15 protein-coding genes are annotated in these 13,659 nt (G+C 66.1%); 12 read left to right on the top strand and 3 right to left on the bottom strand.

The genetic code is table 11. From position 1 onward, the window contains the following. Positions 1–16: 16 nt before the first annotated feature. The 3 genes from ACO055_RS10050 to ACO055_RS10060 form a co-directional block, all read right to left on the bottom strand. Complete coding sequence (locus tag ACO055_RS10050; RefSeq protein WP_422062383.1) at positions 17–2,149, bottom strand: ParB/RepB/Spo0J family partition protein; 2,133 nt, start codon at positions 2,147–2,149, stop codon at positions 17–19. A gap of 118 nt (positions 2,150–2,267) precedes the next feature. Beyond that, the gene (locus ACO055_RS10055) at positions 2,268–2,669 is read right to left on the bottom strand and encodes a DUF2958 domain-containing protein (protein WP_054586717.1); all 402 of its coding nucleotides are present in this window, start codon (positions 2,667–2,669) and stop codon (positions 2,268–2,270) included. Further along, positions 2,666–3,664, bottom strand: a complete 999-nt coding sequence (locus tag ACO055_RS10060; RefSeq protein WP_088473845.1) for an ArdC family protein — start codon at positions 3,662–3,664, stop codon at positions 2,666–2,668. The genes ACO055_RS10055 and ACO055_RS10060 overlap by 4 nt, the downstream gene beginning before the upstream one ends. 186 nt (positions 3,665–3,850) lie before the next feature. Between ACO055_RS10060 and ACO055_RS10065 the strand changes: the two genes are divergently transcribed. From ACO055_RS10065 to ACO055_RS10120, 12 genes are all read left to right on the top strand, one after another. Continuing rightward, on the top strand, positions 3,851–4,042 hold the full coding sequence (locus ACO055_RS10065; protein WP_054586716.1) for a DUF6771 family protein: 192 nt from the start codon (positions 3,851–3,853) through the stop codon (positions 4,040–4,042). A gap of 1 nt (position 4,043) precedes the next feature. Continuing rightward, positions 4,044–4,373 (top strand): hypothetical protein, encoded by a 330-nt coding sequence (locus tag ACO055_RS10070; protein ID WP_054586715.1) that lies wholly within the window; start codon positions 4,044–4,046, stop codon positions 4,371–4,373. Between the two features lie 12 nt (positions 4,374–4,385). Further along, positions 4,386–4,898, top strand: a complete 513-nt coding sequence (locus ACO055_RS10075; protein WP_054586714.1) for a DUF159 family protein — start codon at positions 4,386–4,388, stop codon at positions 4,896–4,898. Positions 4,899–4,925: 27 nt separating this feature from the next. Continuing rightward, positions 4,926–5,570 carry an SOS response-associated peptidase gene (locus ACO055_RS10080; protein ID WP_088473844.1) on the top strand — a complete coding sequence of 215 codons (645 nt, stop codon included), beginning with the start codon at positions 4,926–4,928 and terminating at the stop codon, positions 5,568–5,570. Positions 5,571–5,805: 235 nt separating this feature from the next. After that, the gene (locus ACO055_RS10085) at positions 5,806–5,931 is read left to right on the top strand and encodes a hypothetical protein (RefSeq protein WP_275541966.1); all 126 of its coding nucleotides are present in this window, start codon (positions 5,806–5,808) and stop codon (positions 5,929–5,931) included. A 277-nt stretch (positions 5,932–6,208) separates the two neighbouring features. Then, positions 6,209–6,967 carry a helix-turn-helix transcriptional regulator gene (locus tag ACO055_RS10090; protein ID WP_084758121.1) on the top strand — a complete coding sequence of 253 codons (759 nt, stop codon included), beginning with the start codon at positions 6,209–6,211 and terminating at the stop codon, positions 6,965–6,967. 98 nt (positions 6,968–7,065) lie between these two features. Beyond that, positions 7,066–7,689: an acyl-homoserine-lactone synthase gene (locus tag ACO055_RS10095; RefSeq protein ID WP_054586711.1), complete on the top strand. Its 624-nt coding sequence runs from the start codon at positions 7,066–7,068 to the stop codon at positions 7,687–7,689. Beyond that, a complete protein-coding gene (locus tag ACO055_RS10100) occupies positions 7,686–8,564 on the top strand; it encodes a phytanoyl-CoA dioxygenase family protein (RefSeq protein WP_088473842.1) in 879 nt (292 codons plus the stop codon). Before ACO055_RS10095 ends, ACO055_RS10100 begins: the two co-directional genes overlap by 4 nt. Further along, the gene (locus tag ACO055_RS10105; RefSeq protein ID WP_054586709.1) at positions 8,561–9,172 is read left to right on the top strand and encodes a GntR family transcriptional regulator; all 612 of its coding nucleotides are present in this window, start codon (positions 8,561–8,563) and stop codon (positions 9,170–9,172) included. The genes ACO055_RS10100 and ACO055_RS10105 overlap by 4 nt, the downstream gene beginning before the upstream one ends. Positions 9,173–9,329: 157 nt before the next feature. Beyond that, the gene (locus ACO055_RS10110) at positions 9,330–10,034 is read left to right on the top strand and encodes an RNA polymerase sigma factor (protein WP_088473841.1); all 705 of its coding nucleotides are present in this window, start codon (positions 9,330–9,332) and stop codon (positions 10,032–10,034) included. Then, positions 10,031–11,020: a FecR family protein gene (locus ACO055_RS10115; RefSeq protein WP_088473840.1), complete on the top strand. Its 990-nt coding sequence runs from the start codon at positions 10,031–10,033 to the stop codon at positions 11,018–11,020. The genes ACO055_RS10110 and ACO055_RS10115 overlap by 4 nt, the downstream gene beginning before the upstream one ends. A 100-nt stretch (positions 11,021–11,120) precedes the next feature. Further along, a complete protein-coding gene (locus ACO055_RS10120) occupies positions 11,121–13,652 on the top strand; it encodes a TonB-dependent receptor (protein WP_054586707.1) in 2,532 nt (843 codons plus the stop codon). Positions 13,653–13,659: the final 7 nt, after the last annotated feature.

Consider the following 13,659-nt stretch of genomic DNA (forward strand, 5'->3'; position numbering starts at 1 on the left):
CCGCCCCGCCCAACGCTCATTCGGCGGCCACGGGCATCTCATCCCAGTCGCCGTCACCGTCGCCTTTCCCACCCAGGGCTTCGGTCCCGGTCACCGCCTCGTCCGTTCCAGGAACGGCATCGGCGTGGCCCGCATCCGCGTCACCGCCAACCGCTTCGAGGGCGGGGGTCCGCATCGGCTCGGGGACCCAGCCCGAGTCCTCGAGCAGCTTTTCGGCTTCGCGGGCCATGTCCGGCTTCTTGAGATGGTCGATCATGCCGGCGAACTCGGGCCCGCGCGCTTCGGCGACGTCGGCGAGAAGCCGCGCCTTCGTCACACCCCGGAAGTAACCGTCGGCGGTCGGGCGCCAGCCGGCCGCGACGACATCGAGGTTCACCACGCGCGCGAGCACATGGCTGTGGACGATCCGGCGCTCGACGCCGTGCGCCGAGATGCGCCCGTTCGGATATTTGGGCAGGATCTCGGCCTGCGCATTGACGCCGAGCGAAGCGCAATGCGCGAACAGCATCGCCTGCTCATTGGCATCGAGGGCAAGCAAGGCGTCCCAGAGGTCGGCGTCCCCGGTCGGCAGCTTCTCGCGCCAGGCGGCGTGCCGGGCCTCGATCGACCGGGCGGGGGCGCAGTCGCGCAGCCCGGCGGGCTCGTTGGTGAAATAGACCGTCGATACCGACAGCTTGAGGCAGGTCTCGTGGCTGGTCCGGTAGAAGATCGACAGGACGAGCGCGTGGAGCACCGCGGCGAAGGCGGCCTGCGGGCTGGCCGCAAAGGCATCCTGCAGCGCGAGCGTCCGCCAGGCCGTCAGGTCCGACACGATCCGCTCGGGCAGCGGTTTCAGCGTGTCTTCTTCCGCATCCGCGCCCGACCCATCGCACTCCTCGCCGCCTGCATCGGCGCCGGCTTCGCGATCGGGCTCGTTATCGTTGCTCGGCTCGGCCGCATCCGCAACCTCTTCCTCCTCGGCGGCAGGCTCATCTTCGGCCCGCACGAAGCCGCGGTCGACCCGGATCGTCCCGTCATAGTCGATCGAGACGAATGCGCCGGCGAGCGCCACCTCGGCGTCGTCGAAGATCTGCGGCCGATCGGCGAGCGCACCGATCTCGCATTCGATCGCCTCGAGGCGCGCATGCACCTCCTCGGGAACGTCGGGCTCGTCGGCCCATTTGTGCGACAGCGCGTCCGCCTCCGCTTCGAGCGCGACGACCTGCGCCGCTTCCTCCTCCGTCATCGGCACCTCGCTGCTGCCCAGAGCGCGCAGGCCCCGGGTCGCGCCATAGGGAAAATCGACGAGAGCCTCGACCCACTTCCAGCCTTCGCCGCCGATGCGCTCGGCGATGGCCGCGAGCTTTTCGGACACGAGCCGGTCGAGCAGCGCGGGGTCGGTCAGCCAGCCGCCATCGTCCGCCTCGAAGAGATCGCGCACGATACTGCCGCCTGCCGCAACATAGGCGTCGGCGGACACGAAGCGAACGCGTTTGTCGGCGGCGCGCACGCTGTTCTCGGTCAGCTTGCTGCGAATGAAGGCCGGGGACTTGTTGAAGCTGTGCGCGAGCAGTTCCCAGGTCTGGACCTGCCGCTCATGGTCGTCCGATACCGTGAAGGCCATCAACTGATCCAGGGTCATTTCATCCTCGGCATAGAGCTCGTGCAGCGCCGGGGCGACCGAGGCGAGCTTGAGACGCTGGCGAACGACGGCGGGCGTCGTCATAAAATACGCCGCGATCGCCTCGACTTCGGCGCCCTTGTCCACCATCGCCTGCATCGCGCGGAACTGGTCGAGCGGATGCAGCGCCTCGCGAACGGCGTTTTCGGCATAGCTGTCCTCCTCGGCGAGAATGCCGGCGGTCTGCTGGACGATGCAGGGGACCGGCGCATCCTTCGCGAGCCGCTTCTGCTTCACGAGCAGTTCGAGCGCGCGATAGCGGCGGCCGCCCGCCGGGATTTCGAAGAAGCCGGTCTCCGCGCCTTCATCGGTCCGCTGCGGGCGCACATTGAGGCTCTGCAGCAGGGTGCGGCGCGCGATGTCGTCGGCAAGTTCGCCGATCGACACGCCCGCCTTTACGCGCCGGACGTTCGCCTGGCTGAGGACAAGCCGGTCGAACGGGATATCGCGCGACGGGCTGAGGGTGATCTTTCGTTTTGCACTGGCCATGGCCATTCTCCATGACGGGCCGCCGCGGGACACTCCCTCGGCTGTCAAGCCCGTCACGAGGCCCCGGCCTTCCTCTTCCTCGCGGGTCCGCCACCGGCGGACCCGAAGATCATCCGCGTCACGCGCGCCCCGAGAGGCGGCGCTCCGCGGCAGCGAGGCGCCGCTCGCCCAGCACGACCGAACCCGCGGCGCGGGCCGCCGCGGCGTAGACCGACAGCGGATGCTGGGCCTCGAACAGGAGATCGCGCTCGATGCCGAGCCCGAACGGGAGCCGGACCGCCTCGAGTTCGGCGAGCGAGAAACTTCCGAGTTCGGGGCAACCGAAGCCGAGATCGGCAAGGCCGAACAATATGCCGTCGGGGTCCAACTCGGTGGCCAGCCAGGTCGCGGCGCCGACCGGATTGAAGAAGCGGACCACGGGCCTCGGGTCGGGCTCGCGCAGGCCGCGCCGGACCGCGTCGATGCGGGTGCGGGCGTTGGCGGTGAGCCGGGCGGCGATGTCGGGCGTGAGGAGGCTCATGCCGCGATCCTTCCGCTGACCATGCGGCTCTCGACCCCGTCTGGAAGGACGGACGGTGTGGCTGTCGACGCGGCAGCGCGATGAGCCGGCGGGCCAGCGCGGAAGGCGAGCAGATAGTCGGCGGCCTTCGACGCAGCACTGGCGGTACGCAGGATTGCGCGATGATCCTCGCGGATGATCGCAAGCCAGGAGCCGATATAGTCGGCGTGGCGCACGCTCGGGCTGATACCGAGCGCGGCGCAGACGAACGCGCCCGCCATTTCGGCGATGAGTTCTTCATGACCATAAGGCTTCGAGCCGAAACTGCCGCTCTGATCGCGGGCCAGGCGGCTCTCATGGCCCGTCCAGTGACCGAGTTCGTGAAAGGCGGTCCGGTGCCAATCAACCGGCGCGTAGAAATCCTGCGGATGCGGCACCGCGACGAAATCGTGGCGCGGGCTGTAATAGGCCGATGCGCCGCCGATGCGGACTTCGGCCCCGGTGGCTGCAATCAGCTCGGCTGCCTGCGGAAGGATCAAGCCTTCGGGCACGGGCGGCGCGGCAACATGATATTTGTCGGGCAGGCCATCGCACTGGTCGACCGAAAAAACAGTGAACTGCTTCAGGAAAGAAAAGCCGCCCTTGCATTCGCCCGCCCCGCCGCCGCCGGGCTCGGACGCGTCGGCTGCCGCGCGCCGGGTATAGATGACCCCGATCCCGCGCTCGCCGCGGCGGACACTGCCCCCCAGCGCGAGCGCTTGACGAAAAGTCAGGAAACCATGGCCCCGAAAGCCCCGGCTCATAACCGCATGCCAGAGGGTGAGGATGTTGATGCCGCTGTAGCGCCGGTCGCTCACCACATTATAGGGGAGACCGGCCGCGGCCCGGCCCGCATCCCAAGGCTGAACCCAGGGCAACCGCCCGGCTTCGAGCTCGGCGATGATCCGGCTGGTGATCTCTTCGTAGAGGGTCGCGCGCGCGCCGCGCTGGCGCGATGGTTTGACAGAACAAGACATATCGGTTCTCCGCGGCGGACCGGCGGCGAGCCTCTCTCGCCGCGCCCGATCCGTCCCGGCGTCCGGGCTCCCCTCGGGCTCGCGTGCGGCGGCATCGCCGCCGCACGGCCGACGCACGCCGACGCTGCCCGACCGTGCATCGCTCGCAGCCTTGCCAAAATGTTCTTCCTATGTTCTCTTTGCGGCATGGATAAAATCGATACCGCCCGAGTCGCCGAAACCATTCTTGCCGCCCCCGGCTGGGCGCGCGTCGGGATTACCGCACCGACGAGCCATATCCGGGTCGAGGCGGCGTTCGAACTTGCCCGCGCAATCGTCGAGAGCGTTCGCGCGGGCGCGGAGCCCGCGAGTCCCGACCAGCTCGGGCTTTCGCTGTGACGTGGGCGGCTGGACCAAAGAGGGGCAGCCCCGAGCAACGCACATCTTCGAGGCGGCCGCCTGGTTTCGGGCGATCAAGCCCGTCTGCCGCTGCGGACACAGCGCGACCTTCAACCCCTATGGAATCTGGTGGCGCTTCCAGTGCAAGATGTGGGACGATGATCTCGGCAAGGCACGTGAGAAATTCTGGTGCGTTCGCTGCGGCGCCCGGACCGGCAAGCGCGTTCGCCCGGTGCGGATCGAGCTGGTCGATCCCGGTCCCGACGATATCGCCTTGCCCATGCCCGACGAACGCGAATGGAAGCGGGCGCTCAGCCGCTTCCGTGCATGAGGATTAAAACCCATGGATATCGAAAGCGATGACGCACTCGTCGGCATCGGCAAGATACACCGGGTGATGGTGTGGGACGGCCAGCGCGAGCGCGAGAAGGAAATGCTCTGGGGCCTGCACTCGCGCGACGCCGACATCTTCCAGATTCCGCTGCTCAAGTCCGAGACCGCGATCATCGACCGGCCCTGCCTGCTGCTCGCCAATGCGTTCGGCCTCGTGAAGCGTGGCAAGACGATATATGCGGCCAGCCTGATCACCGACGAGCCCTTCTTCTGCATCGCGGCGGTCTGGCGGCCAGCGCACCGCCTTTGGCCAGAAAGTTTCGCCGCGCTCACCGTTCCGGCCTATGACGATCTGGCGCCGCACAAGGACCGGCATGTTGCCGTGGTGCGCCCCGAGGACTGGTTCGATTGGCTGATGGGGACGCGGCCGCCGCTGGACATATTGCAGCCCTTCCCCAAGAACAGCTTCAGCATCATGCCGCCGATTCAGCAGAATTTCGACGAGCTCTTAGGAGCGGCCTGACCGGAAACACGGCAAGGAGGCGCGATCATGTGCAATCTGGTGACGCTCAAGGCCTCGGTCGACGAGGTCGCGTCGGCCTTCGGTGCGCGCCGCCCGCTCACCAACGCGCAGCCCGGCGACGTCTATCCCGGCGGGCAGGGGTTCGTCGTGCGCGAGGATGGCGGCGCGCGCGCGCTCGAGGCGATGACCTGGGGGTTTCCGGTCCGGCTCAAGCATATGAAGGCGACCAGCAAGCCGAAGCCCGTAAACAATGCGCGCGACGACAAACTGATGAGCTTCTGGCGTACCTGGTTCACCAACCCGGCGCAGCGCTGCCTCATCCCCTTCACCGCCTTCGCCGAGGCCGAAGGCGAAAAGGGCCGGATGACGCAGACATGGATCAGCCCCACCGACCAGCCACTCGCTGCCTGCGCCGGTCTCTGGCGCCCGAGCGACGAATGGGGCGATTGCTACACGATGGTGATGGTCGATGCGACGAAGGAGCTTTTCGATGTCCACGACCGGATGCCGGTCATCCTGCAGGCCTCCGATCATGACCGATGGCTGCGCGCGGAACCCGCAGACGCCATGATGCTCGTCACCCAATATCCCGCAGAGCGGCTTCCCGTAGAACGCACCGACATTCCCTGGTTCAGCCGGAAGCCGCCGACCGGCTCACCCACGCTCTTCTAGCGGGCTAAGAATAGGCTATTTTATCATGGAAGGCGTAGCGTAAACCGCATGTTGACTCTTCCGGATTACCGGCTAGCACCCACCAACTTTCGAATCGTCGACTGCGACCCAAGACGATTCGAGGGGGGGACGATTTTCGATGCGGCTCCTTGCCATCGAAAGCCGGGAGGGCCTCGCCGAAAGGCGAGGCCTTTTTCGTCTGTCCTACAATGCGCATCGCTGCCATGCCGTCCCGATGCCTCGCGAACCCAAATGGAAGCACCGCGCCATCGCGATCGAGTTCTGGCTGCTGACGACGCTCGTCGCGGGATCGTTCGTCGCCGGGATCGTCGGCGCGATCCGGGCAGTCGCCCGTAATTGAACCCGGTTCACTAGCGCGCCCCGGTCGGCAGTATGGCACATGAAGTGTCAGACTGGATCCATCTCTCGGGCCTCGAAGCTTTACGCGGCTTATCTGGATGTTAGACCATCTACGCCGATCGATTGTAGCGCCGAGGCCGCGAAAACAGCGACCCGCCGCGCAATGTCAGGACCCGTCGGACCATTGTCGAACCTCGTGCGCCGCGGAGAGGAACCGCTGGCGCGCGACCCAAGGGAGCGGACCGCGGACAGCCGGGTCGGGAACGCGTCAGCGGCCGATGATCGATGTGAAGCATTTTCATCTGACGGAGGAGCTCGCCCACGAAATTTCAGGCGCGGGACAGCAGGAACAACTTTTTGCAGCGCTGGCGAACGCGGCCGAGCGCATGGGTTTCGACCATTTCGCTCTCGCCTTCGACCGGCGCGGCGGCGAGGCCGCATCGATGCTCGTCCATAATTATCCCGAAGCCTGGGCCAAGATCTACATCGGCCTCGACCTCAGTGCGACAGACCCGATCCGCCGGGCCGGTGAACGTGCGGTCACCGGGTTCGCGTGGCGCAACGTCGAGCACTATATCCCCCTCTCGCGCAGCGACCGGCAGTTGATGAATGTCGCGCGAGCGAGCGGTGTCGGCGACGGCTTCACCGTTCCGCGACACCTGCCGGGCGAAGCCATGGGCTCCTGCTCCTTCGCGGTCGGCCCGCACACCGATCTGCCGTGCCATATGCTCAACGTCGCCGAAATCATCGGCGCGATTGCGATCGCGAGAGCGCGCGACTTCATGGGTGCGGCAGCCCCGCGGCCGCGATCGGTCCTCACCGAGCGCCAGCGCGAATGTGTGCTCTGGTCGGCGCGCGGCAAGACGGCGGGCGAAATCGCCGACATTCTCGGGATCAGCCAGGAAACGGTGGTCCGCCACCTCAAGATGGCCCGCGACCGCTATTCGGTCCACTGCCGCTCGATGCTGATCCTCTGCGCTCTGTACGACGGCCTGATCGGCTTTTCAGACGTCTATGACTGGTGGCGTCCCGACTGAGGCGAGCGCCAAAAGGCGAAAGGCTTGCCCAGAAATGGGCATAGCCGACCCGCGAGATTGATGGTCTGACTCGGGCATCCAGCAACCAAGGATGACCTATGACCGATCAATCCACGCGGGCGCAGGCTGCGCCCGGCGACGCGGCGCTGCGCGCCATGTTCGCAGCCCGAAAGCAGGTTTTCATCGATCTTCTGAAGTGGGATCTTCCCGCTCTCGATGGGCGTTTCGAGCTCGACCAGTTCGATAATCCGCATGCTCGATATCTGATTCTGCTTGATCCGGACGATCTGCGCCACCGGGCATCGGCGCGGTTGCTGCCGACGACCGCACCGCATCTCCTCGGCGATCTCTATCCCCATCTCTGCCCCGACGGCGCGCCATCCGGCGAGGCGGTCTGGGAAATCAGCCGCTTCTGCCTCGACCCCGCGCAATCGGCCGCCGAGCGTCTCGACGCCCGCAACCAGCTCGTCAGCGCGCTTGCGGACCATGCCCTCCACAATGGCATCCGCGAATATGTCGGGATCGCGGAGGCGCGCTGGTTCGCGAAGATCAGCGGTTTCGGCTGGTCCTGCCGCGCGCTCGGTCCCGCTCTCCCGGGCAGCGCCGGCCCGATCCTCGCGTTCGGCATCCGGATCGACGCCGACACGCTTCCCGGCCTGCAACGAACGGGGACATGGACGCCGCTCGGGCTCAAGCTCGAAGGTGGGGAACTTGCACCATGACGGCGGATCTCACCCAGGCCGACCTTTCCACCCGCCTCGTCGGCGAACTTCGCGGCAACGGCTTTTGCATCCTGCATGAGCGGGCGAGCGCGACCGTACACGCCCTCGCCAGCGATCTCGATCCGGTCTTTGCCGAGACGCCCTTTTGCGAGGGCGACTTCTACGGCCGGCGAACGAAGCGGTTCGGCAGCCTGCTGCGGCGCTCGCGGCACGTGGCCGATCTGGTGCTCGACCCCGTCATCCTTTCCGCCGTCGAAGCAATCCTCGGGCCGGGATGCGAGCGCATGCAGCTGAACCTCGCCCAGGCGATCGAGATTCACCCCGGCGAAGTGCGGCAGTTCCCGCACCGCGACCAGGACATGTGGCGCGGCGCAGACGGAACCCAGGAATATCTCGTCAACATCCTCTGGCCGCTGACCTCCTTCACGAAGGAGAATGGCGCGACACAGATTTTCCCCGAAAGCCAAGGCGTCACCGGCATGGCGAAAGAGGATCCCGGCCCTCCTATATATGCCGAATGCGAACCCGGCGCGGCGATCTGCTTTCTCGGATCGACCGCGCACGGCGCCGGCGCGAACCGTAGCAAGAATGTCCGGCGCGGCGTGCTCGTCAGCTACAGCCTTGGCTGGCTCAAACCCTATGAAAATCTGTGGCTGACCTACCCGCCCGACGTCGCGCGGCACTTCCCGCCGGAGCTCGCGGCGCTCGCAGGCTGTGCGCAGCACCGCCCCAACCTCGGCAACTATGAAGGCCAGTGCCCCTCGATCCTCCTGCAAGGCGAACCGTCCGGCCCGATAGGCGCGGTCGACGCGCTGCGTCCCGACCAGGCCGATGCCGTCGCCGATTTCGCTGCGACCGAAAGGAGCGGCCGATGAGTCCCGCGCACGTATTCGAGCCGACCTATGAAGCAATCAAGCGGCGCCTGATGGGGGGTATATGGCCCACAGGCGCGCGGATCGAAGCCGCGCGGGTGGCCGACGAGCTTGGCGTCAGCCTCACACCGGTGCGCGACAGCCTCTTTCGGCTGGATGGCGAACGCATGGTCGATTTCAGGCCGGGAGAGGGATTTCACGTCCATTATCTTGCCGAGACAGAGTTTCGCGACCTGCTCGAGCTTCACCTGATCCTGCTGCTCGCCGCCGTCGCGACCACGCCCAAAGGCTTTGCAGCCTCGGTGTCGGCCGACCAGCCCTATCCCGACCGGTTCGCTGACCTGTTCCTCGCCATCGCCGAACGATCGTCGAACGGCGAAATCGTCGCGAGTATCGCGGCGATCGGCGACCGGTTGCAGTTTTCGAGGCAATTCGACGCGGCGATCCTTTCGGAAGTCGAAGCCGAATATCAGCGGATCGAGACCGCGGTCGCCGAAGCCGCACCGCAAGCCGAGCTTCGGGGCCTGCTGCTCGGCTATCATGAAAGGCGAGCGCACGAATCGGCACGCTATGCTCGCGCGCTCGGCAACCATCCGGGGCGCGATGTTTGAGCAGTCGGAGCCATCGCCCGATCCTTTTGCTTGTCAGCACCGCCCGAAATTGACATGATTCCAGAGCGGAGGAGCATGTCTGGCAGCTCCTTCGCGGAATATTTCGCCAGTCATCAATCACGCCAGTCCCTGACCGGACCGGCGGCCCAACCGGACCATGGCCCGCGCGAGCGGCCAGACGGCGGCACAGCACTGGAAGAGCAAGCCCGGCCGCGGCCGGACGCTTTCGCTCGTGCCGGCCGGGACTACCGCCTTGTCTTCCTGTACCTGCCGCGACCGTGCGCCGCCGCGTCACCCCTTTTCACCGTCCTCGGCCTGCCATGTGCATCCGGCCGACCGGCCGCCGCAGTGCAGACAGCGGCCAGAGGCCGGCCAGGATCTCGAGGCGGCCTATCGAGCGCACCGCACGTCGCTCTTTCATTTCCTGCGCCGCAAGGCGGGCGCCGAGGAAGCGCCCGATCTTGTTCAGGAAGTCTTTGCGCGCGCGGCGGGCAGCGAGCAGCGGTACCAGCTCGCCAATCCGGGCGGTTTCCTGCGTCGTATCGCCCAGAACCTGCTTATCGATCGCGCCAGGCGCCAGAAATCGTCGCGCGCGACCTTCTTTCCGCTGCGCGATGAGAGTGAAGGCGCCACGCCCGCCGCGCAGGAGTGGGATCTCGAAGCCGCCGATCTGCTTCGGCTCTATGAAGCGGCCGTTGATGCCCTGCCGCCAAAGACCCGCCGCGTCTTCCTCATGCACCGGGTGGACGAGCTCTCTTATCGCGAGATACATGAGGCGCTCGGCATCAGCATCGCGACGGTGGAATATCATATGATGAGAGCGCTCGCTCAGATCTCGAAGGTGGTGGACGAGGGTCAATGACCAAAGCAGGTGACGGCGACTATTCGCTCGACGAGATCGCGCGCGCATGGCTGATCAAGATGCGCGGCGAAGATGCAGCCGCGCTCCGCGGCGAGTTCGATGCCTGGCTGAACGGGTCGGCCGAAAACCGCGAGGCCTATCGGCGCGCCGAGCAGCGCATGGCGGCGCTCGCCATTCTCAAGACATCGGAGCGTCACGGGAGCGCGCATGCCGAGGCGCGGCGCGGCCGGATCAAAAAGTGGCTGCCGTGGGGCGCAGCAGCGACGGCGCTCGCGCTCCTGATCGTCGCGATCGGTGCCGGGGGCGCTCCGCTTCCCGGTCAGCGGGGCGGCAGCTCGGCCGCCTTTGCCGCCGAGCCGCTGGAGACACGGCGCGGCGAAATACGGACCTTCCGGCTTGCCGACGGGTCGAGCGCGACGCTCGACACCGACAGCCGGCTCGACGTCGCCGTGGGGACAGACGCGCGAAGAGTGCGTCTGGTCAGGGGCCGGGTTCGTCTCTCGGTGGCCGGGCAGGACGTCCCCCTGCGCATTGACGCCGGACGCGGCACCGCAAGCGCGAATGATGCCGAGATCGACCTCAGTCTCGACGAGGCCGGCACGGTCACCGCAATGCTGCGGCGCGGTGCGGCCGAGGTCCGCACCGATGCGGTGGCGGACCAGGTCACGCCGCTTCGCGAAGGCGCGGCGCTGGCCTATCGGTCCGACGGAACATTGGCGCCAAAAGCCGGACCTCCGCCGGCCCTTCCGGCACACTGGCCCGATGGCTGGGCCGAATATCGCTCGATCCGGCTCGACCGGCTTGTCGCCGAAGCCAATCGCTACGCCGCGGTTCCGATCATGATCGAAGACAGCGCGATCGCGGCGCGCGAGGTATCGGGGCGCTTCCAGATCAGCAAGACCGAGCCATTCGCGGAGCGCATAGCGACCCTCTTAGATCTGCGGGTCGAGCGCCGAGCGGACGCACTCTACCTCCGCCGCCGATAATTTTTTCACCGACTGGCTAAGGGCACCTCCTTCGTCCCGTCAACTCACCCCCAACTGACCGCCTTGCCCGATGCACGGCGGAATTTTTGGGGGAGTGACTATGTTGATCAAGTCTCGTTCGCTGGCCGCGCTACTCGCCGGTGTTGCTGCCTGTTGTTCGCCAATCGCCGCGATGGCGACAGAGCAAGAGCGCCAGTCTTACGATATGCCCGCGCAGGATCTGGGCGAGGCTCTGCGCCGAGCCGCCGATCTCGCCGACATCGAACTCTATGCCTCTTCGCGCGACCTTGAAGGGAAGACCGCTCCTGCCTTGAAGGGCCAGTTCACGCCGCGCGAAGCCGTCGAGACCCTCCTTGCGGGAAGCGGGCTCATCGCACGCTTCGACGACCGCGCGGTTATCATCCGCAATGGCTTTTCGGCTGAAATCCCGTCTTCGGCCGAGCCGGAAACCATCATCGTCACCGGCTCGCGCATCGCAGGCGCGCCTGCGCCGGCGCCCGTTATCGAAGTGACGGCGGAGGATATCCGCAACGCCGGCCATGCCGATCTCGGCGAGGTTGCGCGCAGCCTGCCGCAGAATTTCGGGGGCGGCCAGAACCCAGGGATCGGGTCGGGGCAAGGAGTCCAGAACCAGAATGTCAACGTCAACGGCGCGTCGACCTTCAACCTTCGGGGTATCGGTCCCAGCGCCACGCTGACTTTGCTGAACGGAAACCGTTTTGCCTATAGCGGTACACAGAGCGTGATCGACATCAGCGCGATCCCGACGGCAGCGGTCGAGCGGATCGAGGTCGTCACCGACGGCGCGTCGGCCATTTATGGCGCCGACGCGGTCGCCGGCGTCGTCAACATCCTCCTCCGCAAGGATTATGAGGGCATCACAACGAGCGCGCGGATCGGCGGGTCGACCGACGGCGGCAATTTCCAGCAACAATATAATATCGTCGGCGGGGCCAAATGGTCGGGCGGGGGCTTTCTCGCCACCTATGATTTTTTCGACAACAGCGCGATCCTGGCGCGGGACCGCAGCTATGCCGTGACCAGCAATCCGCTCTCTACTTTCTATCCCGAACTGCGGCGCCATAGCGCCTTGTTCAGCGGCCATCAGGACCTCGCACCCGGCCTCGGCATCAAGGCCGACCTGATCTACAAGCGCGGCGACATGACCTCGGTGCGCGGACTGTTCGCCGACCGGCCGATCACGACGCGCGGGATCGTGGTGCATAATGAGTTCGAGACCTTCGGCGTCGCGCCGACGCTCGAAGCTTATCTTGGCGGCGGCTGGAGCACGCGCGTTTCGGGCTTCTACGGCACGGACAAGACCTATGGGGTCACGCAGAATTTCACCAATGGCGTTGCGCCCCCTTCGATCCGGATCTTCAACAATCGCAGTCTGAGTATCGAGGCGGGGGTCGAAGGCCCGCTTTTCGCGCTGCCGGCGGGCGATGTCCGCCTCGCGGCAGGCGGCGGCTGGCGCAGCAATCACCTTAACGCCCTGATCGCGGGCCGGGCCTTCGCACCCACGCGCGAGAACCGCTATGCCTATGGCGAGCTCTTCGTCCCGCTCGCCAGTCCCGATCAAAAGCTGCCCTTCGCGCACCGCGCCTCGATCACGGCAGCAATGCGCTTCGAGGATTATTCCGATTCCGGGAGCATCGTCGTGCCCAAGCTCGGCTTCGTCTATGCGCCGGTCCCGGAGCTCAGCCTCGGCATTTCGTGGGGCAAGTCGTTCAAGATGCCGACGCTCAACCAGCAGTATAGCGGATATACGCCGGTCCTCCTGTCCGTGACCGGCTATGGATCGATGTTTCCGGCCGGATCGACCTATGTCTATCTCGGCGGTCCCAATCCGGATGTCGGCCCCGAGCGATCCGAGAATGTGACATTGAGCGCGACCTTCCGCCCGTCGAGCCGGTTGCAGATCGTGACAAGCCTCTTCCGGATCGACTATCGCGACCGGGTCGCGCCGCCATTCGGATCGCCACTCGGGGTTCTCACCAATCCGCTGTTTGCCGATCTCGTCACCTTCAATCCGTCGCCGACGTTGCTGGCCGCCGCGATCGCGGGGGCCTCGGACCCGCTCGGCAATGCCACCACCGGACCCTATGACCCGGCCAATGTCATCGCGCTGATCGACGGGCGCGACCTCAATATCGCCTCGCAGCGCTATCAGGGCGCGGACCTGTCGCTGCGCTACCGCGCACCGATCGGTGCGCAGATGCTGACACTGATCGCAAGCGGCACCTGGCTCGACAGTCGGCAGCAATTGTTGCCGGGCCTTCCGGTGACCGATCTGGCCGGCACCATCTTCAATTCGCCGCACTTTCGCGCGCGGGGTGGCGCAACCTTCGGAAATGAGGACTTCACTCTCGCCTCCTTCGTCAGCTTCACCGGCGGCGTCACCGATCGGCGCCGCACAATTCCCGTCAAGGTGGCGTCGGTCGCGACGCTTGACCTTTCGGCGCGTGTCAAAATCGGCGCATTGGGCGAGATCAGCGTCAACGCCCTCAATATCTTCAATGCAAAACCCGAGATGACGGCAGTGGCATCGCCGAGCGACACCCCCTTCGATTCGACAAATTATTCGGCGGTGGGGCGTTTCCTCGGCATCACGATCAGCCGCGACTGGTGAGGAGGAT

It is taken from the genome of Sphingopyxis sp. (assembly GCF_965227415.1).
Classification (GTDB): domain Bacteria; phylum Pseudomonadota; class Alphaproteobacteria; order Sphingomonadales; family Sphingomonadaceae; genus Sphingopyxis.